We start from the raw sequence: 18375 nt of genomic DNA, 5'->3' as shown, positions 1-18375 counted from the left end.
CTCGACCGTCTACCGCGTCCCGTCCGTCGAGCGCGCGCGTTCGCGGGCGCGCTCGGTGACGACGTCGCGAGCGTCGTGGCTCGCGGCCGCGTCGAACCTGACCTCGAGGACGTGCGAGCCGTCGGCGTCGACGGCGTCGCGGAACGCGCTCGCGAACGCCTCCACCGGGACGCGCTCGAACGCGAACCCGTAGAGTTCGCCCGTCGGCTCGAAGTCGATGCCGTGAGGCGTCTGGAACTGCTCGGTGAACGGCGGGTCGAACTCGCTGATGGGGAGTTCCTGGAAGATGCCGCCGCCGTCGTTGTTCACGACCACGACCGTCGCGTCGACGTCACAGCGCGAGAGCGACAGGAGGCCGTTCATGTCGTGGTAGAACCCGACGTCGCCCGTGACGTACACGAGCGCGTCGTCGGTGGCGCTCCCGGCGCCGAGCGCGGTCGAGGTGACGCCGTCGATACCGCTCGCGCCGCGGTTCGCGAGCACCGTCACGTCGCGCTCGCTCGCGGTCGCGAACCGGTCCGCGTCCCGGACCGGCATCGAGTTCCCGACGACGACCGTCGCCGGGTCCGGGGCGTGCGCGACCGCGTCCGCGAGCACCGCGCCCTCGAACGAGCCAACCGATCCGTCGTCGCGGTTCTCTGCGACCGCTGCCGCGAACGCGTCGTCCATCGCGAGCGCCCGGTCGACGACCCCGTCGCGGTCGGTCTCCGTCGCTCGCTCGTGGTCCGCAAGCCGGTCCGCGACGCCGCGGGCGACGTGGACGGGGTCGGCGGCGAGGAGGGTGTCGGCGACGAACTCGGCGTCCCGCCACTCGCCCGCTGGGTCCACGAGCACCTGCCGGACGTCGCGTGCCGCGAGGGCCTTCCGGAGCGGTTTCGACGTCGGCGACGCTCCGAACCGCATGACGACCTCGGGGTCGACGGCGTCAAGGAGCGCGTCGACGTACCCGTCGTAGGACCCGAGGACCGGTGCGTCCGCGACGTGCGAGCCGTAGCGGACGGTCGACAGCGCGTCCGCGAGCACCGGGAACCCCGCAGCGTCACCCAGCGCCGCGAGCGCCGGCGCGTACCCCTCGCGTGCGACGTCGACGGGGTCCGCGGGACCGGCGACGACCAGCCCCGAATCCGCGGCCTCGACCGTCGCGGCGAGGTCGTCCAGGCGCGCGTCCGCGAGCGTCGGCCGTCCCTGGGTCGTCTCGACGTAGGCTCGCCCCGGCCGTCCCTCGCTCGCTCGCACGTCGCCCTCGTCCCAGTCCGCGGGGACGTCCCCCTCGACCTCGAGGGGCTCCAGGGGCTTCCGGAACGGACAGTTCAGGTGCACCGGGCCGGCGGGCGTGCCCGTCGTCTCGGCGAGCGCTCGCGCCGCGTCCGTCCGCAACCGCCGGAGCTTCCGCGGCGTCGCCTCCGGCTCCGGGAGGTCGCGATACCAGCGCACGGCCGACCCGTAGAGCTTCTCCTGGTCGACCGTCTGGTTCGCGCCCGAATCCCGCAGTTCCGGGGGTCGGTCCGCCGTGAGCGCGAGCAAGGGAACGCGAGCCTGGCTCGCCTCGATCATCGCGGGATGATAGTTCGCCGCCGCCGTCCCCGAGGTGCAGACGACCGCCGTCGGCTCGCCGGTCCGGCGGGCGCGACCGAGCGCGAAGAACGCCGCCGCCCGCTCGTCGAGTATCGAGAACACGGAGACGTCGTCGTGGGCCGCGAACGCCATCGTCAGCGGCGTCGACCGACTCCCCGGCGACACGCAGACCGCGTCCAGGCCACCGGCCGCGAGCTCGTCGACGAGCGTCTCCGCCCACAGGACGTTCCGGTTCGGGTACGAACCGCCCGAAGCAGGCGAATCCTCGCCGTCGGCCTGGTCGTCTGCCGCGTCCTCGTCGCGGCCCGCGTCGCGGCCCGCGTCGTCGTCCGTCATCGGAACTCTTCGAGCAACGGCCGGTACTTGAGCTGTATCTCGTCCCACTCCTCCTGCGGGTCCGAGTCCCGAACGATGCCGTTCCCCGCGAACAGCGTCGCGCCGTCGCCACCCGCGACGCCCGAGCGGATGGCGACGAGGAACTCCCCGTCACCGGTCGCGTCGAACCACCCGATCGGTGCCGCGTACCAGCCGCGCTCGAACGTCTCGACGTCCCGGATGGTGCGCGCCGCCGCCGCCGGCGGCAGCCCGCCGACCGCGGGCGTCGGATGCAACGCCTCGACGATGTCGAGCACGTGCACGTCCGACGCCAGCTCGGTCGTGATCGGCGTCTGGAGGTGCTGGATGTTGTCGAGCTTCCGGACGCGCTGCTCGCCCTCGGTCACCTCGCCGAACCCGGCGAGCTGCTCGCAGATCGTGTCGACGACGAGGCGCTGCTCGTGCTGGATCTTCGCCGAGTCGACGAGCGACTGCGCGAGCTCGGCGTCCGCCTCCGGCGTCCCGCCACGGCCGACCGACCCGGCGAGCGCCTCCGTCTCCACGCGCCGACCGGTGCGCTTCACGAGGCGCTCCGGGGGCGCACCCAGGAACCCGGCGTCCTCCGTCGGCTGGACGAGGAACCGGTAACAGTTCGGGTACGTCCGCCGCAACCGTTCAAGTACGTCGGGGAGGTCGACGGGACCGTTCAGGTCGACCTCCAGCGCGCACGCCAGGACGACCTTCTCCAGGTCGCCGGCGCGGATGCGCTCGGTCGCGTCCGCGACCTGCGTCGTCCACGCCTCCTTCGGCGTCGTCCGTCGCGTCGCCCGCACGCCCGGTGGCGTCCCCACCGGTCGCATCTTCGGGAGGTCCGCGACCGCCTCGACCGCGTCGTCGAGCGCGCGCTCCACGACCTCCGGGTCCGCGTCGGGCCCGTACGCGTTCACCGTCACCCACGTCCCGTCGTCGGTCCGCGTCAACTGGACCGCCGGCAGGACGAACGACGCCGCCGGGAACCCACTCCAGGTCCCTTCGGGCGCGTGGTCGTCGCGGAACGCGAACCCGCCGACGAACCGCGGCCGCGGCGCCTTCCCGTTCGCACCGTTCGCATCGACGTCCGCGAACGCGGTAGCCGCGGCCGACCGCACCACATCGAAGCGCCCCGGGCCGTCCGCGGTCACCTCGGCAGCGACCCCCGCACCGGCCAGTTCCAGACCACCGGGGCTCGCCCACTGGAGCCGCGGCGGTTCTCGCGACGCCAGGAACGCCTGGAAGGACACGTCGCCGACCTCGCGGCTGCGACTCACCAGGCGTCCCGCGTCGAGCACGACGTCTCCCGACGCCCCGCCGCTCTCCGCTCGTTCCATCGCACGCAACTCAGGGGCCGGCCGTATAAAGGGTGTTCATATCCGAGAACCTAAGCAGAAAGCACTTCGCGAGACCGTTCGATGCCCCGCGCATGCGACGCCGCCGCGCCCTCCACGCGCTCGCCGCAACCGCCGTCCCCGCAGCGTTCGCCGGCTGTCTCGGCGGCGGCGCCATCGGCGAATCCAACACCGATTCCTCGACGTGGACGACCGCCGCGACGACCACGGTCTCGTGCGACGCACCGTCGTCGCTCGAACTCTCCGACCCCGAGTACGACCTCGAGCCGTCGAACGAGACCCCGCCCGTGTCGACGAGCGAACTCCCCGACCGCGAACGGCAGGTCGTCGAGGCGGCGCTCCCGCCCGAGCCCTACGCGACCTGCGGCGACGCGAGCGCGCTCCGGTCGCTCGCCGACCGCATCGAGGACCGCCACGAACTGCGCGCCGAACGCCACGTGGACCGCTGGACGGAGCGCAACGCGACCGTCACCCCGCCCGCGTACCTCCCACGTTACTACCTCGAACACGACGGCCGGCACTACCAGGTCGAGGCCGTCGTCGACGGCGACGTTCGACTCGGCGGCCCCGGGTGACGCGACCTCAGGCGTAGCGTTCCTCGTTCCAGGGGTTCGCGGTGTTCGAGTATCCCCGCTTCTCCCAGTAGCCGCGCTCGGGTTCGGTGAGGAACTCGACGCCGTCCACCCACTTCGCGCCCTTGTACGCGTACCGGTGGGGCGTGACGACCCGGAGCGGGCCGCCGTGCTCGCGCGGCAGGTCGTCGCCGTCGAACGCCCACGTGAGCATGACCTCCTCGCGCATGCACTCCTCGAGGGGGAGGTTCGTCGTGTAGCCGTCGAGCGCGTGGAACATGACGTGGACGGCGTCGTCGTGGACGCCCGCGAGCTCCGCCAAGGTGGGGAAGGTGACGCCCTCGAACTCGCAGTCGAGCTTCGACCAGCCCGTGACGCAGTGGAAGTCCTGGCGCTGGGTCTCGCTGTCGACGGCCCTGAACTCCTCGAGGGAGAACGAGCGTTCGTCGTCGACCGCGCCCCAGACGTCGAGCGAGTACGTCTCGGGGTCGTAGTTCGGCGTGCCGCTCTTGGAGAGCACGGGGAACTTCGACGTCTCGCGCTGCCCGGGCGGTACGCGCTCGCCGTCGAACTCCTCGTGGAGGTCCGTGACGTCCCTGACTGTCATCGCGGACCCGTAGCGCGCGGACGACCGTAGTCGTGACGGACCCGGGCTCGGGTCGCGGGCCGAGACCACTCGGTGACGACGGGGACCTTGTCAATACAGGGTGGCAGAGCGTGTACGGACTCGTGCATCGTCGGACACGAACGGCCCCGAAAGTCCGACGAGGGGGCTTGAGCCGGCCTCCCACGGCGGATTCGCGTCCCCAACAGGCTTAAATACCCCCTTACCGATAGCCCCAATTACTGATGCCCAAGGTCGAGATAAACATCCCCGAGCATCTCGAGATGCAGATCACGCAGATGGTGGAGCAGGGCGAGTTCGTCAACCGCGACGAAGCCATCGAGGACCTCCTGGCGGCCGGACTCAAGGCGTACAAGACGAGCGGCCCGATGGACGACGAGGACGAGCGCCTCGACTCCGGCTTCGAGGACGACGGCATGATGGGTCACGACGACGAGTACGTCTTCTAACCTGGATTTCACCGTCTCTCCGCACCGGTCTCGTCGACGCCGGAGTACGGCGGTGGCAGCAACACGTCCGTATCCGGGTGTTCGCGACGCCACGCGCCCCACGTGGCGACGCGCGACGGTCGAATCGTGAGCGCCTCGTTCTCCAGTGGCCCGCAGATGGCGCGCGCGAGCAACTGACTCCAGTAGCTCCCGCTCTCGCGGTCGACCAGCACGAGGTTCCCCGCGTTCCGGACGCCGACGTCGGTGTCCCGCACCGTCGCGCCGAACGACCGGTCGTCCTCCTCGGCGGCCGCGGCGAACACGTCCTCGGGCCGCCAGAGGAGGCCGGTCGCGCGGAACGACCGCGTCTCGCCCGCGACGACCCGTGACGCCACCATCCCGCTCCGGCACAGCGAACAGTACGTCACCAGCAGCGGTTCGCCAGCGTACGCGTCCTCGACGACCTCGTGGCGCCACAGGACCGTCACGGGGTACGCGCGCGGTCGGTCGCCGCCCGTGAGGCCGACGACGACCTGCGTGTCGTCGAGCCGGCCGTCGTCCGCGTACCGCTCGTCGACGTCGGGCGGCCAGTCGCTCGCGAACTGCGGGTCGTCGATCTCGAGGAGCGCCCACGGCTGCGTCGACTCCTCGCAGACCGTCGGCGGGAACCCCGTCTGGGCGAGCGACGGATAGCCGTCCTCGCCGCCCGTTCCCGGTCCGTCGCGCCCGCTCGCCGTGTCGCGGTCCGCGCCGAACGAACTCGCGACGTCGAGGCAGCCCGCGAGTCCACCAAGGCCGACCCCCGCCGTCGCTCGCAGGAGGGCACGCCGATTCATGCAACGCGGTACGCGCCGTCGACGCATGAACGCAGGGCGGTAGTGCGTGAGTCACTCACACCCCCGCTAGCCCGATACCTCCAGTCGTCGTAGGACTCGTATGGAACCGCTCTCCCGTCGACGACTCCTCCGAAGTGGCGCGGTCGCCGCGAGCGTCGGGCTCGCCGGCTGCCTGGGGCGTCTCGGCGGCGGTGGCGACGCCGTCGACGCCATCGAACTGGAGCGCGCCGCCGGTCCGGGCCCCGACCGCGTCCCGCTCGCGGTCGCCGACCGCCCCATCGTCCTCGACTTCTTCGCGACGTGGTGCGCGCCCTGCATCCCGCAACTCGACACCATCTGGGCGGCCGCACAGGAGCGCCCGGACGCGTACGTCGTCTCCGTGACGAACGAACGGAGCCAGGACGGCATCAGGCAGTGGTGGGACGACTACGGCGGGGACTGGCCCGCGGTCATGGACCCAGAGGCGCGCGCGACGAGCACGTACAGCGCACCGCGGCTCCCGACGACGCTCGTCCTCCCACCCGGCGGCGGTCCCGGGAGCGAGGTCTGGCGGCACGTCGGCGTCGCCCGCAAAGAAGCGGTGGTCGCCGCCATCGACGAGGCCGCGGCCGCCGGTGACCTCGAGGAGCCGAGCCCGCGATGATAGACCCGCTGTTCGTGCTGGCGTTCTCCGCCGGCGCGCTCGCGTTCGCCGCCCCCTGCGCGTTCCCGCTCCTGCCGGGGTACGTCGCGTTCTTCGTCGGCGCGAACACCGACGCGTCGAGCAGTGGCGGACCTGAGGGGACGGTCGCTGACGGTGGTGCGACGGCTGACGGCGGTGCGACGGCTGACGGTGGTGCGACGGCTGACGGTGGTGCGACGGCTGACGGCGGTGCGACGCCGACGGCGGCGAGACCGTCGCTGCGGCGTGCGGGATTCGTCGCGGGCGTCACGGGCCTCGGCGCGACCGTCGTCTTCGTCGCGTTCGCCGCGGTCGTCGCCGCCCTCGGCGCGGGCGTGGCGTCGTTCGCGGGCGAACTGGAGCTCGTCGTCGGCGCCGTCGTCGTCCTCGTCGGCGTCGCGTTCGCGAGCGGCCGGACGTTCGGCGACGTCTCCGTCCACCTGGCCGAACGCTCGCGCTCCCCCGCCGGATTCTTCGCGTTCGGCGTCACGTACGGCGTCGCCGCCGCCGGCTGCAGCGCGCCCGTGTTCGTCGGCGTCGCACTCGCCGGCGTCTCCCGCGGTCCACTCGTCGCCGCGTCCGTCGTCGGCCTGTACGCGCTCGGACTCGTCCTCGCGCTCGGCGCCGTGACGCTCGCCGCCGCGCTCGGCCACACCGCCGTCGTCGACCGCCTGCGCGCCAGCACCGGCCGCATCACGCGCATCGCCGGCGTCCTCCTCGTCGTCGCCGGCATCGCACAGATCCACTACGCAATCACCGTCGCGAACGCACTCGGCTGACCGCTCCACGGTCGCCCCACCGAACCGACCGGTCGGGACTTGCGTGGTCAGGACTCACCTGGTCGGGATTCGCCTGGTCGTGACTCGCCGGGTTTTTGCCGTCCGGTCGCGGACTCGTTTCCGATGACCGACGGCCACCCGCTCGCGACCGTGGAGACGTACGCGCTCGTCGCACTCGGCGGGTTCGCCGGCGCGAACGCCCGGTACGTCGTCGACGGCGCGTTCGGCGCACTCCCCGCGACGCTCGCCGTGAACGCGCTCGGGAGCGCACTCCTCGGGTTCCTGCTCTACGAGCAAGCGTACCTCGGCGTGTTCTCCGGCCCGATGCGGACCGCCGTCGGCACCGGCTTCCTCTCCTCGCTCACGACGTACTCGACGTTCGCCGTCCAGACCTATCAGGCCGCACCGCTCGTCGCCGCCGGGAACGTCGCCGGGAACTACGCGCTCGGCATCATCGGCGTCCTCGTCGGCCGCCACGTCGCGCTCGCACTCGCAGCGAGGGTCGAGGCGTGAACCCCGCGTACCTCGTCGGGCTCGGCGGTGCACTCGGCGCCGTCGCCCGCCACGCCGTCTACGAGCGCGTCGACAACACCACCGCGATTCCGCGCGCGACGCTCGGCGTGAACGTCCTCGGGAGCCTCGTCCTCGGGTTCGCGACCGGCCTCGGCGCCGCCGGCGTCCTCGGCGGCGACGCCCTCCTGTTCGTCGGCACCGGCGCCTGCGGCGCGTTCACCACGTTCTCCACGTTCGCGTTCGAGACCGTCGACCGCCAGACTCGCAGCACGCGCATCGCCGCCGCGAACGCGTTCGGCACCCTCGCACTCGCACTCGCCGCCGCCGCACTCGGCTTCGCCCTCGCCACGCTCGCCTGACAGCGCCGACGCTACCGAAGCCAACGAACGCTGGAGAACGCCTCTGTCGTCCGGTCAGAGCGCGAAGCCGATACCGAACGTCAACAGCAAGCCGACGACGAGCACGACCGCGCCGCGCGCGACCTGCCCCGTCGTGTAGTCCTGCATCGGCGAGGTGACGCGGCCCTCGGTTCCGCCTTCGTGGTGGTCCTCGTGGTGAGAGTCGTCGCTCATACGCCGACGTTCCGCACGCCCGCACTTGACGATTGTCATCCCCGAGCGCTCCGGATCGACGGGACGTCGGCTGCGGCCGGTCGTCGGGCCCGGCGGTCAGGACGACCTCGGGACCGGTATCGGCGACAGGTCGAAGATGCCGAGGAACAGCCACGCGATGAACGTCGCGTACGCGAGCAAGAGGAAGTACGCCTCGTTGTTCGTCAGGTGGAGGTCCGTGCGGAGGAGCGTGAACAGGAACACCGTCGCGACCGTGAGCGCGGTCATCATCGGGACCGCGACCGCGAAGTCGACGACGACCGCGTTCCCGACGAGGCCAGCGACCACGATGCCCGCGGGCACCGCGATGAGGAGGTCGAACACGTTGCTCCCGAGGACGTTCGCGAGACTCGTCGCGGACTCGCCGGCCTTGGCCGCCCGGACGGAGACGAGCGTGTCCGGGAGGCTCGTGCCGGCCGCGATGATGGTCAGCCCCCACACCCAGACGAGGTCCGGCGAAATCTGGTACGCGGCGAACGTGATACCGGAGACGAGCGCCTCGACGGCGATGCCGATGGTCGCCAGGCTGAGCGCGAGGAACCCCCACTGCTTGACGACGTCGAGGTCCGCGGGCGGGTCCTCCGCGTCGTACTCGCTCGTGTCCTGGTACTGGATGAAGAGGTACAGGCCGTAGAGTGAGATGGGGAGCAGGGCGAGCGTCGGCGTGACGACGCCCGTCAGGTCGCCGTCGGGCGTCGCGTTGTAGATGACCGCGAGCGAGAACGTGATCAGGACGACCGCGACCGAGAGCATGTAGAACTGCGCCTCCTTGAACACGATGTCGCGGTTCGCCTGGACGCGGTGCTCGACCGCGAGCGAGGAGAGCGCGGGAATGACGAGGATGTTGAAGATCGCGGACCCGACGATGGCGCCGACGCCCAGTCCGAACTCGCCGTGCAGCCACGTCGCGATGACCGCCGAGGAGAGCTCGGGGAACGACGACCCGACGGCGACGACCAGCGCGCCGTGTACGACCGGCGGCAGCCCGTAGTACAGCGAGAGGTTCGCCGCCGAGTGTTCCAGCCATTCGCTGCCTTTCCAGATGACCGCGAGCGACCCGAGCACGAACGCGGCGGCGACGGGCATCGAGTTCACGAACGGACTCAGCAGCGACATCGTCGCAATCGAGGGGCGACCGTCGCAAGAACCTTGCCGTTCGAGTCGAGGGGACCGCCGCGTCGGAAGTGGATTCGCGGCCGGCGACGCCTCACGCGCCGTCGACGTTTCGGAGCAGTTCGCTCGTGCGCTGTGCGACCGCGTCCCGGAACGCGCCGAGGTCGAACCCGCGGCCCGTTGCCGTCCCACCACCCGAGGGTTCGTCCAGCAGCCAGTCGTGTTCCTCGCGGTAGATCGCAGCCAGGAACCGGTCGTAGACGCTGTCGAACGACAGCGGGAACCCGCGGTCGCGGACGGTCGCCGCGACGCGCTCGAACCGCGCCGCGGTCGCCGTCGCCGCGGCGGCCACCGCAGCGTCCGCCACCTCGCGGTCGCGGTCGAGGCCCTGCTCGGGCGCTGAACCGTCCGCATCCCGGATGGCGAGGCGTTCGCCGGTCTTCTTCCGGACGACCACGCCCGCAGCCGGGCCGTCGTACCACGCCGAATCCGGCCGCGGTTCGTCCGCGAACCCGTAGTCGCGGACGTGCACCTCCTTCCGGAGGACGTTCACCGGGTCGAGGCCGAACGCCTCGAACGCGCGCTCGGTCGCGTCGACGCGCAGGAGCGCCTCGCGGTCCGCGTCCCAGACGTCGACGCCGAGGACCGATGGCGCCCGCCCCCAGTCGTAGGGATACCCCGCGTACTGGGTGGCGACGCCGAAGAACGTCACCGACTCGACGTCCGCGACCGCGTCGCGGAGTGCGCTCGCGTCGAGCGAATCGCGGACGTACTGGACCGCGTGCCGGAATCGGAGCGGCGCCTCGGCCGCCGGGAACTCGCGACGGCGCGTCCCGAACCGGAGCGCGCCCGACGCCTCGAGCTGGAACCGGAACAACTCGCCCGCGACCAGCTCCTGCACCCAGAGGTGCCCGCCGTCGTCCGCGAACCCCGGCAGGACCTCGGTCGCGTCCGGAACCCCAGGATAACGCTTCATCGAACTGCGCGAACCGACGCACCCCGGGTACTTGTAGGTTCCACGCCAGCGGCCCGCCGACGCCCGACGTGCCCTACCGACCACCGCTCGCGTGCCCTGTCGCGAGCGGACTCCTTTTGTCCGACCGCCTCGCACGTGGAGGTAGTAACCGTGACTCTCACGAAGCGCGTCATCCCCTGCATCGACGTCGACCTCGACGACGACGGCAACCCCGCCGTATACACGGGCGTGAACTTCGAGGACCTCGAGTACACCGGCGACCCCGTCGAGATGGCAAAGCGGTACAACGAAGCCGGCGCCGACGAGTTCGTGTTCCTCGACATCACCGCGAGCGCCGACGGCCGCGAGACTATGCTCGACACCGTCTCCGCGGTCGCCGACGAGGTGTTCATCCCGCTCACCGTCGGCGGCGGCATCCGAACGAAAGCCGACGTCAAGGAGACGCTGCGAGCGGGCGCGGACAAGGTCTCCATCAACTCCGGCGCCATCGCGAACCCCGACCTCATCGACGAGGGCGCGCGGGCGTTCGGCAACCAGTGCATCGTCATCAGCGTCGACGCACGCCGCCGGTTCGACGAGAACGGCGAGCACTACGTCGACGTCGACGGGGAATCCTGCTGGTTCGAATGCACCGTCAAGGGCGGGCGCGAAGGCACCGGGCTCGACGTCGTCGAGTGGGCGCGCGAGGCCGAGTCCCGCGGCGCCGGCGAGCTGTTCGTGAACTCCATCGACGCCGACGGCACCAAGGACGGCTACGACATCCCGCTCACGAAGGCCGTCTGCGACAACGTCACCACGCCCGTCATCGCGTCCTCCGGGTGCGGGAGCCCCGACGACATGTACGACGTGTTCACGGACGCTGGCGCCGACGCCGCGCTCGCCGCGAGCATCTTCCACTTCGACGAGTACAGCGTCGAGGAGTGCAAGCGCCGCCTCGACGAACGCGGCATCCCGATGCGTCGCTGACGACCCGGAAGATCGTAGAAGAATCCGCGAGGACGTCGATTCAGGCTGCCGCGTCGTCGAACGCGTCCGTCAGCGCCGCGGTCTTCGACCGGATCTCCGCTGCCGCCGCTTCGAGTTCCTCGAGCGGGTCCGCGCCGTTCTCGGTCTTGATGGTCAGGATCGGTTCGGTCTGCCCACCGGACTGCTCGGGGTTCATGTCGTACGTCGCCGCGCCGACGTTCTCCGCCTCCAGGAGCGTCCCCTTCAGGACGTTCATGAACGTGTGGTCCTCGCCCGCGATCTCGATGGAGAGTTCGTCCTCCGTGTTCTCGATGACCCGCAGTTCCATACGACCCAGTACCCGGGACGTGCGTTTACAGGTTTCGGAACGCCCCGAGAGCAGCGTCCCGGTCTCACCGGCCCTGCATCGTCGACGCCGTCGTCCCTCGCCGTCGCCACATTCGAAGCTTCGCCCCCGGTGGAAGCTTCGCCACCGGTCGAACGCATCGCGCTCGCTCCAGCGAGTTCGTCGACGCCGCGCCCGAGTGCGTCGCCTCGCTGTCCGTCGATATTCGGCCGGACCGCAGCCGAACGTTTTTGCCCCTCGCGCGGATACCTTTGACGATGACCAACGACGCGCTTACGTTCCTCGCGGACTCACAGGTCCGCTCGCGCGTGCTGGGGGCACTGCAGTCGCTCGGGCCCGCTCGGCCGAGCGACCTTCGCGACGAACTCGACGTCTCCCGCGCCACCGTCCACCGGAACCTCTCCGCGCTCACCGACCGCGGGTGGGTTCGCCAGGACGCCGACGGCTACCACGTCACGACCGCCGGCGTCCTCGTCCACGACCGCTTCGAGGACTTCCGGACCGGCATGGAGACCGTCGACCGCTTCGAGCGACTGCTCGAGACCATTCCACCCGAGGGCGTCCCACCGCTCGACGTCCTCGCGACCGCCGAACTCGTCACGACCGCCCAGGACAAACCTCACGCACCAGTGATGCAGTACGTCGAAGAACTCACCGCCGGCGACACCGACCGCGTGCACGGACTCTCGCCCGTCCGCAGCGAGATGTTCGACTTCGGCCACGACCAGCTTCTCGAAGCGGGCGTCGACACCGAACTCGTCATCCCGAGAGACGTCCTGCAGGCAGAGCGCGAGGACGCCGGCGACGAGTTCGGCGAAACGCTCGCCACCGACGGGCTCTCGCTGTACGTCCTCGACGACGACCCCGGGTTCGGGCTGACGGTACTGGACGATAGAGCGTTCGTCGGTGGGTACGGACCGGACAATCAGTTGGTGGCGCTCGCGTACGCCGCGGACGACTCGTTCGTGTCGTGGGCAACCGACACGTTCGAGTCACTACGGTCGAGGGCTACTCGCGTCCCGGGCGAGCAGGCCGAAGCGGATGAATCCGCTCGGCCCGATTGAAAGGGCAATCAGGGCAGTTTCCAGCGTGGGGACCCCGGCCACGGGGCGGGGGCAATGCACCGCGGCCGGCGGCATCTACACGTAACGGGTGATACTAGAAGTATGTACGCCACGAGACGTGTTGCAACCCCTGAAACACCGGTGGTGTCGGGCGATTCCGCCCCGACAACCCGAGGATACCGGTCGCCGAGCGGTGGCGCTACCAGGTACCGTGGAACGTGTCGAACGAGAGGTCCTCGAGCGGTTTGTTCCCGACCGCGATCTCGTACTCGCCGGGCGTCAGCATCGGCTTGTGGAACTGCGGGCCGTCGTCGGTCGTGATGCGCGGACAGCCCGTGTTCACGAACGCGTCCATGTCGAAGTTCCGGAGGCGGTCCGGCGTCACCTCGTCCATCGTGATGAGGTACGCGTCGTCGTTCTCGTCGATTATCTCCTGGGCCTGGTCGAACCGCCCCTGCCCGATCTTCGTACAGAAGATGACGCCCCACTTCTCGGCGTCCATCGCGCGATGCACGGCACCGTACCGTTGCTTCATGAACTTCTCCGTGTCCGCGACCGTCACGACGTTGTTCACGGGGTCCGCGATGACGACCTTCTTCTCGGGGTGCTCCATCGCCAATCCGAGCGGGTGGAACTTCCCACCGCCGACGTAGAGGATGTGGTCCGCGTCGACGTCCGCACTCGCGTAGTTACAGCCGAGCACCTGCCCCTCGTGCGTGAGCCGGTCGTCGCCACGACGCGTGTGGACCTCGTACCCGCGGTCCTCGAGCCACTCGCGCATGTCGCCGAACAGGTTCATGTGCTGGGCGGTCGTCACGAGGCCGACCTCGTCGTCGACGTCGGGGTCCGGGAGCTCGTCGAGGGACTCCTCCATGATGGGTTCGACGTCCACGTTCGAGAACAACGGGACGTAGATGATCTTGTCCGATTCCTTCATCGGCGAATGCCCGAAGTGCACGAACACGTCCGTGCGTCGCATCAGGAACGTGTCGAGGTCGCACGCACCGTAGCACGGCTGCCCGGATAGCATGATCGTGACGTCGTCGGGAACGAGTTCGCGGAGGTCGTCGGCGACGGCCGGGCCACGGCGCTTCAGGCCCTCGGGGAACTGGAGGCCGACCTTCTTCGCGTCCCGGTCGTGGACCGCGTCGACGATGCGGTCCAGCTCGTAGTCCCACTCGCGGTCGTGCTTGAGGGACATACCGGTATTGCGGAGGTCGCCTTCGGAGTACGACTCTTGACTCATTGACCCGTCGTAGCCGGCACGGACGGTTAACTCGTACGGTTCCCGGACTTCGACGTGAACGGACGGGCGTCGGTGCGGACGACCGAGCGGAACGCCGCAGTCCAGTCCGCGGGCGAGAAGTCGGTCTGGACGCTGCGGGCGTCGCTGGCGAGGCCGGCGACCCGGTCGGCGAGCGCGCGCGACGGCCGGTCGCTCTTCGCGGCTTCGGCGGCGGCCTCGGAGAACGCAGCGACGCGACGCGTGTAGTTCGCTCGGCCGACCGCCGCCTCGACGGCGTCGGCGACCGCCGGCGCGGTCGCGTCCGCTGGCAGCTGGTCGCCGGGGACGGAATCGAACGCGTCGGCGTCGTCCGCGACGAGCACGTTCGGTCGGACGACGCCGGGTGGCGTGGTCGCGTCGAGGACGACGCCCGCGACCTGGGGCGGGTAGTCGCCGACGAGGACGACGTCGGCGTGCCGGATGCGGTCGACCGCTCGAACGCCGTCGTCGGCCGTCCGGACGTCGTGACCGTGTTCGGCGAGGAGCTCGACGATCCGTCCGCGCCGGTCCGTCGGGGGCATCGCCACCAGTACTATCGCGTCGTTCTCGCCCATCGTATCTCTCACTCGTCGCCCCCACGTATTGAAGGGGGTCTTCCGTTCAGTCGGTTCACGCACTGTTCAAATCGTTCAAACGTTCGTTCAAGCCACTCTAGCCGCCGAAACTGGGTCCATCCGTGCGGTTTGCTGTCGCGCGCCTCACTGGTGTCGAGCCGTGACCGGGCGTTCGCAGGTTTCGGCAGGTTGAAACGCGTCCGGTCCAAGGTTCGGACATGAGCGTTGAGACCGACCGCGAGTCGACGACGACGGAGAGCGTGGAGGCGCTCGGACGGGAACTCGGTGCCGCCATCACGGAACTGGACGAGTACCAGCGGTTCGAGGACGCGAAGGCGGCGGTCGAGGCGAGCGAGGACGCGCAGGCGAAGATCGACGAGTTCGAGCAGATCCGCCAGGAGTTCATGCTCGCGCGCCAGACCGGCGAGGCGACCCAGGCGGACCTCCAGAAGGTCCAGGACGCGCAGGCCGAACTCCACGAGATGCCGGTCATGGCGGAGTACCTCGAGGCACAGAACGTGCTCGACGCGCGCCTGGAGGCGGTGAACGAGGCAATCAGCGACCAGCTCATCGTGGACTTCGGCGAGGAAGCGGGCGGCTGCTGTCAGGACTAGCCCCGAGTCGCTCGACGTCGAACGGTCGACCGTCAGAACCAGGGGACGGGCGACTGTCAGACCCGACGGATGGACGACGGTCGAGTTCTACGGCTGGGAGTTCGCGCGAGGCTTCGCCGGACTCCAAAGGTACTTTTCGCTCGCCACCGGCGGTTCTCGTATGTTCGTTCTCGTGAACCTGAAGGCGTATCCGTGCGATCACCTGGAAGTAGCGCGTGCTGCGGCGGACGTCGCGGACGATACGGGCGTTCGCGTCGGCGTGGCGCCCCAGGCCGCGCACCTGTCCGCGGTCGCTGACACGGGCGTGGAGACGTGGGCGCAGCACGTGTCGCCGAACGACTACGGGAGTCACACCGGGAGCACGCTCGCGGAAGCGGCCGCCGACGCCGGGGCGACCGGGACGCTCCTGAATCACTCCGAGAACCGCCTGAAGCTCGCGGACGTCGACGGGTCGGTCCAGGCGGCCGAGCGCGCTGGGTTGGAGACGTGCGTCTGCGCGAACAACCCGGCCCAGATCGGGGCGGCGGCGGCGCTCGGCCCGGACGCCGTCGCGGTCGAACCGCCGGAACTCATCGGAACGGGGACGCCCGTCAGTCAGGCGGACCCGGACGTCGTGACGGGCGCGGTGGACGCGGCGGCGGCGGTCGACGAGTCCGTCGACGTGTACTGTGGCGCCGGCATCTCGACCGGTGACGACGTGACGGCCGCGAGCGACCTCGGCGCGACCGGCGTCCTGCTCGCGAGCGGTGTCGCGAAGGCCGACGACCCGGAGGCGGCACTCCGCGACCTCGTCTCCGGCGCGAAGTAGCTTAATTACACAGAATCGAGAGAGCAATAATTAAGGCGGGTGGGGTCGTTCGTGCAGTCGATGCGGACCCAGGAGGTCCTCGCTCGACTGAAGCGAGCCACCACCGACCGCGTCCCCGCAACTCGCGACGGCCGCAGCGTCGGCGCCGGTCGCGAGTTCGTCCTCGGCGACACCTGCCAGAACTGTGCGCGCGACACCCTCGCCGCCGCCGTCGAGGACCGGGCGCTCGTCCCCGGCGAGCCCGCCGACGACCGGAACCAGGTGACGCTCTGCGACGACTGTCACGCGGCCGCCAGGGGCGCGGCCGCCCCGAGCGGCGACTCGACCACGGCGGACGCCGCAAGTGTCGGCGACCGGCCCTTCGACCGTTGCGCACACCACGCCCACGCCGTGGACGTCGATGCCGTCCGTGCCCGCGACGACCATCGGTGCCGCGGGTGTGGCGTCCGCGAACACATCGTCGTCGGCGACACTCTCCACGTCCACCCCGTCGTTCCCATCGACGCGACCGGCTACCGGCACGCGCACAACTACGTCAGCCTCTGCCCGACCTGCCACCGACGCCTCCACGACTGACTGCGACCAGTGGCACCCGCTACGTCACGACCGACAGCGGCCTGAGGCCCAGGGCGAGAACAGACATATTAGGGACCGCCACGATTCGGACAGCATGATAGACGAGACGGTCTACGTGACCCACGGTCCTGCGGACCTCTCGCTCGCCCAGGACCTCTTCTCGACCATCCGGAACTTCCCGTTCACCGTGCACGTCGCGATGGAGGAGCTCGAATCCGGTCGCTCCCGGAGCGAACTCGGTGGTCGCATCGCGAACGCGGACCTCGTCGTGGCGCTGTTCACCGAAGCGGGCGCGACCGACGCGTGGCTCAACCAGGAGGTCGGGTACGCGGTCGCGAAGGGCGTTCCCGTCCTCCCCGTCTACGAATCCCCCGACGACCGCGGCGGGTACGTCGCCGACACCGAAGGCGTCGAACTCGAGCGCGACGACCTCACCGTCACCGTCTTCAACCTCGTCTGTCGGCTCCGTGCCGCACTCGCGCCACTCGGCGCGCTCTCCGTTCCGAACTGGTTCCTCCGGTTCCCGTGCAGTCTCGACGGCTGCAACGGCACCGTCACCATCGAGATCGAACGCAGCCAGAAGGACCTCTGGCGGATGCACGAACACAACCAGCCCGTCCGCCAGGACTGCCAGACCTGCCAGTCGTCGTACTTCTTCGACGCCGGCACGTTCGGGTTCCTGCACCGCGAGGACGGCGCGCTTCCAGAAGACACCTAACCGCGATACCCTTGCTCACTCGGTGAGTCGTTCGTACGCGCGCTGGACGCGTCGGAACGCCTCGCGACTCCCGTTCTCGCGGTCAGGATGCACCTCCTTGATCTGCGAGAGGTACGCGTCCCGCACCACGGCCTCGGCGCGACCCAGGTCGACGTCCAATACCGCGTACGCTTCGGACCGCCGCATCCGTACCTCGCGGACGACGCCGTTCCGACGTGCTCGGTCCTTGCACGGCGGACAGAACTCCTCGACGCGGTCCGCCGCGGTCACCACCTCGAACAACTCGACGTCCACCCAGTCACCGCACTGGTCGCAGATCGACGGCGTCTCCGCGAGCGCCATCGCCTCGTCGTCGGCGGGCGCCGTGGCGTCCTCGCCGGTCGCGCGGTCGTCGTCCGCGCGGTCGTCGTCCGCGTGGCCGTCCTCCCGGTCGGCGTCGACTCGTTCGGCGTCGGACCTGCCGTCGTCGACCTCGGAACTCGCGTCGTCGGCGGCGGCGTCCCCGAACGCGTCGGCGTCGCTAGTCGTGCGAGCGGCGGCGCGAGCGTACGACGCGCACTCCTCGCAGCACGCGACGGTCGTCCCGTCGTCCAGCTCCACTGCGGTCATGTCGTTCACGTCGAAGCGGTCGCCGCAGCCCGAACACGTCCCGCGATGCCCGTCGACGCTCGTCCGACGGGACATCGACTCCGCGTGCTCGCGGCAGTCCTCGCAGACCGCGACCGTCTCCGCGTCGGTCACGTTCACCGTCTCGAACTCGTCGACCGGACGGGTCGTCCCACAGCCCTCGCACTCGCCGCGCTGGCGTCCGACCGCGGTCGATTCGTCGTCGACCACCGACTCCGCGTGCTCGCGGCACTCCGGACAGCACACGGCGTGCTCGTCGCCCGGGAGGGACACCGCGACGAGGTCCTCGACGGGGAGGGAGCGACCACAGCCGTCACAGCCGCGTCGGTCGACGACAGCCATCGCGTACACCTTGCCGTTCGAACCATATTAGTTTTCAGTATTCTACACCGAGGATTAAGCCGCAAGAAGCGACCTGGAGTGCTCGC

The 18375-nt window shown here is 70.1% G+C and carries 23 protein-coding genes; 12 read left to right on the top strand and 11 right to left on the bottom strand.

The genetic code is table 11. The features are described from left to right. Positions 1-9: 9 nt before the first annotated feature. Both menD and LI336_RS02435 read right to left on the bottom strand, forming a co-directional pair. Positions 10-1911: a 2-succinyl-5-enolpyruvyl-6-hydroxy-3-cyclohexene-1-carboxylic-acid synthase gene (gene menD / locus LI336_RS02440; protein WP_227131027.1), complete on the bottom strand. Its 1902-nt coding sequence runs from the start codon at positions 1909-1911 to the stop codon at positions 10-12. Beyond that, positions 1908-3257 carry an isochorismate synthase gene (locus tag LI336_RS02435; RefSeq protein WP_227131026.1) on the bottom strand — a complete coding sequence of 450 codons (1350 nt, stop codon included), beginning with the start codon at positions 3255-3257 and terminating at the stop codon, positions 1908-1910. The genes menD and LI336_RS02435 overlap by 4 nt, the downstream gene beginning before the upstream one ends. A gap of 92 nt (positions 3258-3349) precedes the next feature. On the opposite strand from LI336_RS02435, the gene LI336_RS02430 reads away from it, so the two are divergent. Next, complete coding sequence (locus tag LI336_RS02430) at positions 3350-3850, top strand: hypothetical protein (RefSeq protein WP_227131025.1); 501 nt, start codon at positions 3350-3352, stop codon at positions 3848-3850. A gap of 7 nt (positions 3851-3857) precedes the next feature. Here LI336_RS02430 and LI336_RS02425 read toward each other — a convergent pair whose 3' ends face one another. After that, the gene (locus tag LI336_RS02425; RefSeq protein WP_227131024.1) at positions 3858-4454 is read right to left on the bottom strand and encodes a sulfite oxidase-like oxidoreductase; all 597 of its coding nucleotides are present in this window, start codon (positions 4452-4454) and stop codon (positions 3858-3860) included. Positions 4455-4696: 242 nt separating this feature from the next. Between LI336_RS02425 and LI336_RS02420 the strand changes: the two genes are divergently transcribed. Next, the gene (locus tag LI336_RS02420; protein ID WP_227131023.1) at positions 4697-4921 is read left to right on the top strand and encodes a ribbon-helix-helix domain-containing protein; all 225 of its coding nucleotides are present in this window, start codon (positions 4697-4699) and stop codon (positions 4919-4921) included. An 8-nt stretch (positions 4922-4929) separates the two neighbouring features. Here the strand turns inward: LI336_RS02420 and LI336_RS02415 are convergent, their stop codons facing one another. Continuing rightward, complete coding sequence (locus tag LI336_RS02415) at positions 4930-5736, bottom strand: DUF3179 domain-containing (seleno)protein (protein WP_227131022.1); 807 nt, start codon at positions 5734-5736, stop codon at positions 4930-4932. 100 nt (positions 5737-5836) lie between these two features. Between LI336_RS02415 and LI336_RS02410 the strand changes: the two genes are divergently transcribed. The 4 genes from LI336_RS02410 to LI336_RS02395 all read left to right on the top strand — a co-directional run bounded on the left by LI336_RS02410 (position 5837) and on the right by LI336_RS02395 (position 8048). Continuing rightward, complete coding sequence (locus LI336_RS02410) at positions 5837-6379, top strand: TlpA family protein disulfide reductase (RefSeq protein WP_227131021.1); 543 nt, start codon at positions 5837-5839, stop codon at positions 6377-6379. Then, complete coding sequence (locus tag LI336_RS02405) at positions 6376-7176, top strand: cytochrome c biogenesis protein CcdA (RefSeq protein WP_227131020.1); 801 nt, start codon at positions 6376-6378, stop codon at positions 7174-7176. The genes LI336_RS02410 and LI336_RS02405 overlap by 4 nt, the downstream gene beginning before the upstream one ends. 123 nt (positions 7177-7299) lie before the next feature. Further along, positions 7300-7689, top strand: coding sequence for a CrcB family protein (locus LI336_RS02400; RefSeq protein WP_227131019.1), 390 nt, complete (start codon positions 7300-7302; stop codon positions 7687-7689). After that, positions 7686-8048 carry a fluoride efflux transporter FluC gene (locus tag LI336_RS02395; protein ID WP_227131018.1) on the top strand — a complete coding sequence of 121 codons (363 nt, stop codon included), beginning with the start codon at positions 7686-7688 and terminating at the stop codon, positions 8046-8048. The genes LI336_RS02400 and LI336_RS02395 overlap by 4 nt, the downstream gene beginning before the upstream one ends. A gap of 54 nt (positions 8049-8102) precedes the next feature. On the opposite strand, the gene LI336_RS02390 is transcribed toward LI336_RS02395, so the two are convergent. The 3 genes from LI336_RS02390 to LI336_RS02380 all read right to left on the bottom strand — a co-directional run bounded on the left by LI336_RS02390 (position 8103) and on the right by LI336_RS02380 (position 10389). Then, positions 8103-8261, bottom strand: a complete 159-nt coding sequence (locus tag LI336_RS02390) for a DUF7550 family protein (RefSeq protein WP_227131017.1) — start codon at positions 8259-8261, stop codon at positions 8103-8105. Between the two features lie 96 nt (positions 8262-8357). Then, complete coding sequence (locus LI336_RS02385; protein ID WP_438267259.1) at positions 8358-9416, bottom strand: sodium:calcium antiporter; 1059 nt, start codon at positions 9414-9416, stop codon at positions 8358-8360. 91 nt (positions 9417-9507) lie between these two features. Then, positions 9508-10389, bottom strand: a complete 882-nt coding sequence (locus LI336_RS02380) for a hypothetical protein (RefSeq protein WP_227131016.1) — start codon at positions 10387-10389, stop codon at positions 9508-9510. A 150-nt stretch (positions 10390-10539) separates the two neighbouring features. Between LI336_RS02380 and hisF the strand changes: the two genes are divergently transcribed. Next, a complete protein-coding gene (hisF, locus tag LI336_RS02375; RefSeq protein WP_227131015.1) occupies positions 10540-11355 on the top strand; it encodes an imidazole glycerol phosphate synthase subunit HisF in 816 nt (271 codons plus the stop codon). Positions 11356-11395: 40 nt separating this feature from the next. On the opposite strand, the gene LI336_RS02370 is transcribed toward hisF, so the two are convergent. Then, positions 11396-11683 (bottom strand): DNA-directed RNA polymerase subunit L, encoded by a 288-nt coding sequence (locus LI336_RS02370; RefSeq protein WP_227131014.1) that lies wholly within the window; start codon positions 11681-11683, stop codon positions 11396-11398. Between the two features lie 275 nt (positions 11684-11958). Between LI336_RS02370 and LI336_RS02365 the strand changes: the two genes are divergently transcribed. Next, the gene (locus LI336_RS02365) at positions 11959-12765 is read left to right on the top strand and encodes a helix-turn-helix transcriptional regulator (RefSeq protein WP_227131013.1); all 807 of its coding nucleotides are present in this window, start codon (positions 11959-11961) and stop codon (positions 12763-12765) included. A 199-nt stretch (positions 12766-12964) separates the two neighbouring features. Here the strand turns inward: LI336_RS02365 and dph2 are convergent, their stop codons facing one another. Both dph2 and LI336_RS02355 read right to left on the bottom strand, forming a co-directional pair. After that, complete coding sequence (gene dph2, locus LI336_RS02360) at positions 12965-14011, bottom strand: diphthamide biosynthesis enzyme Dph2 (RefSeq protein WP_227131012.1); 1047 nt, start codon at positions 14009-14011, stop codon at positions 12965-12967. 26 nt (positions 14012-14037) lie between these two features. Beyond that, entirely contained in the window at positions 14038-14604 is a 567-nt protein-coding gene (locus tag LI336_RS02355) for an ANTAR domain-containing protein (RefSeq protein ID WP_227131011.1), read from the bottom strand. Between the two features lie 218 nt (positions 14605-14822). Here LI336_RS02355 and LI336_RS02350 point away from each other — a divergent pair, with 218 nt between their 5' ends. The 4 genes from LI336_RS02350 (at position 14823) to LI336_RS02335 (ending at position 17320) form a co-directional block, all read left to right on the top strand. Further along, positions 14823-15218 carry a YlbF/YmcA family competence regulator gene (locus LI336_RS02350; protein WP_227131010.1) on the top strand — a complete coding sequence of 132 codons (396 nt, stop codon included), beginning with the start codon at positions 14823-14825 and terminating at the stop codon, positions 15216-15218. A gap of 160 nt (positions 15219-15378) precedes the next feature. Continuing rightward, positions 15379-16026 carry a triose-phosphate isomerase gene (gene tpiA / locus LI336_RS02345; RefSeq protein WP_227131009.1) on the top strand — a complete coding sequence of 216 codons (648 nt, stop codon included), beginning with the start codon at positions 15379-15381 and terminating at the stop codon, positions 16024-16026. Between the two features lie 60 nt (positions 16027-16086). Further along, positions 16087-16602: an HNH endonuclease gene (locus LI336_RS02340; RefSeq protein ID WP_227131008.1), complete on the top strand. Its 516-nt coding sequence runs from the start codon at positions 16087-16089 to the stop codon at positions 16600-16602. A gap of 94 nt (positions 16603-16696) precedes the next feature. Further along, positions 16697-17320 (top strand): toll/interleukin-1 receptor domain-containing protein, encoded by a 624-nt coding sequence (locus LI336_RS02335; protein WP_227131007.1) that lies wholly within the window; start codon positions 16697-16699, stop codon positions 17318-17320. A gap of 15 nt (positions 17321-17335) precedes the next feature. Here the strand turns inward: LI336_RS02335 and LI336_RS02330 are convergent, their stop codons facing one another. Further along, positions 17336-18289: a J domain-containing protein gene (locus tag LI336_RS02330; RefSeq protein WP_227131006.1), complete on the bottom strand. Its 954-nt coding sequence runs from the start codon at positions 18287-18289 to the stop codon at positions 17336-17338. Positions 18290-18375: the final 86 nt, after the last annotated feature.

Source organism: Halorubellus salinus (genome assembly GCF_020567525.1).
GTDB classification, from domain to species: Archaea; Halobacteriota; Halobacteria; order Halobacteriales; family Natrialbaceae; genus Halorubellus; species Halorubellus salinus.
The sequence above is the reverse complement of the archived record's forward strand: the minus strand, read 5'-3'. Positions and strand labels throughout refer to the sequence as shown.

Bases quoted from the DNA above. Each gene is read 5' to 3' on its own strand.
- menD (WP_227131027.1), bottom strand. From the start codon at position 1,911: ATGACGGACGACGACGCGGGCCGCGACGCGGGCCGCGACGAGGACGCG.
- LI336_RS02435 (WP_227131026.1), bottom strand. From the start codon at position 3,257: ATGGAACGAGCGGAGAGCGGCGGGGCGTCGGGAGACGTCGTGCTCGAC.
- LI336_RS02430 (WP_227131025.1), top strand. From the start codon at position 3,350: ATGCGACGCCGCCGCGCCCTCCACGCGCTCGCCGCAACCGCCGTCCCC.
- LI336_RS02425 (WP_227131024.1), bottom strand. From the start codon at position 4,454: ATGACAGTCAGGGACGTCACGGACCTCCACGAGGAGTTCGACGGCGAG.
- LI336_RS02420 (WP_227131023.1), top strand. From the start codon at position 4,697: ATGCCCAAGGTCGAGATAAACATCCCCGAGCATCTCGAGATGCAGATC.
- LI336_RS02415 (WP_227131022.1), bottom strand. From the start codon at position 5,736: ATGAATCGGCGTGCCCTCCTGCGAGCGACGGCGGGGGTCGGCCTTGGT.
- LI336_RS02410 (WP_227131021.1), top strand. From the start codon at position 5,837: ATGGAACCGCTCTCCCGTCGACGACTCCTCCGAAGTGGCGCGGTCGCC.
- LI336_RS02405 (WP_227131020.1), top strand. From the start codon at position 6,376: ATGATAGACCCGCTGTTCGTGCTGGCGTTCTCCGCCGGCGCGCTCGCG.
- LI336_RS02400 (WP_227131019.1), top strand. From the start codon at position 7,300: ATGACCGACGGCCACCCGCTCGCGACCGTGGAGACGTACGCGCTCGTC.
- LI336_RS02390 (WP_227131017.1), bottom strand. From the start codon at position 8,261: ATGAGCGACGACTCTCACCACGAGGACCACCACGAAGGCGGAACCGAG.
- LI336_RS02385 (WP_438267259.1), bottom strand. From the start codon at position 9,416: ATGTCGCTGCTGAGTCCGTTCGTGAACTCGATGCCCGTCGCCGCCGCG.
- LI336_RS02380 (WP_227131016.1), bottom strand. From the start codon at position 10,389: ATGAAGCGTTATCCTGGGGTTCCGGACGCGACCGAGGTCCTGCCGGGG.
- LI336_RS02370 (WP_227131014.1), bottom strand. From the start codon at position 11,683: ATGGAACTGCGGGTCATCGAGAACACGGAGGACGAACTCTCCATCGAG.
- LI336_RS02365 (WP_227131013.1), top strand. From the start codon at position 11,959: ATGACCAACGACGCGCTTACGTTCCTCGCGGACTCACAGGTCCGCTCG.
- dph2 (WP_227131012.1), bottom strand. From the start codon at position 14,011: ATGAGTCAAGAGTCGTACTCCGAAGGCGACCTCCGCAATACCGGTATG.
- LI336_RS02355 (WP_227131011.1), bottom strand. From the start codon at position 14,604: ATGGGCGAGAACGACGCGATAGTACTGGTGGCGATGCCCCCGACGGAC.
- LI336_RS02350 (WP_227131010.1), top strand. From the start codon at position 14,823: ATGAGCGTTGAGACCGACCGCGAGTCGACGACGACGGAGAGCGTGGAG.
- tpiA (WP_227131009.1), top strand. From the start codon at position 15,379: ATGTTCGTTCTCGTGAACCTGAAGGCGTATCCGTGCGATCACCTGGAA.
- LI336_RS02340 (WP_227131008.1), top strand. From the start codon at position 16,087: ATGCGGACCCAGGAGGTCCTCGCTCGACTGAAGCGAGCCACCACCGAC.
- LI336_RS02335 (WP_227131007.1), top strand. From the start codon at position 16,697: ATGATAGACGAGACGGTCTACGTGACCCACGGTCCTGCGGACCTCTCG.
- LI336_RS02330 (WP_227131006.1), bottom strand. From the start codon at position 18,289: ATGGCTGTCGTCGACCGACGCGGCTGTGACGGCTGTGGTCGCTCCCTC.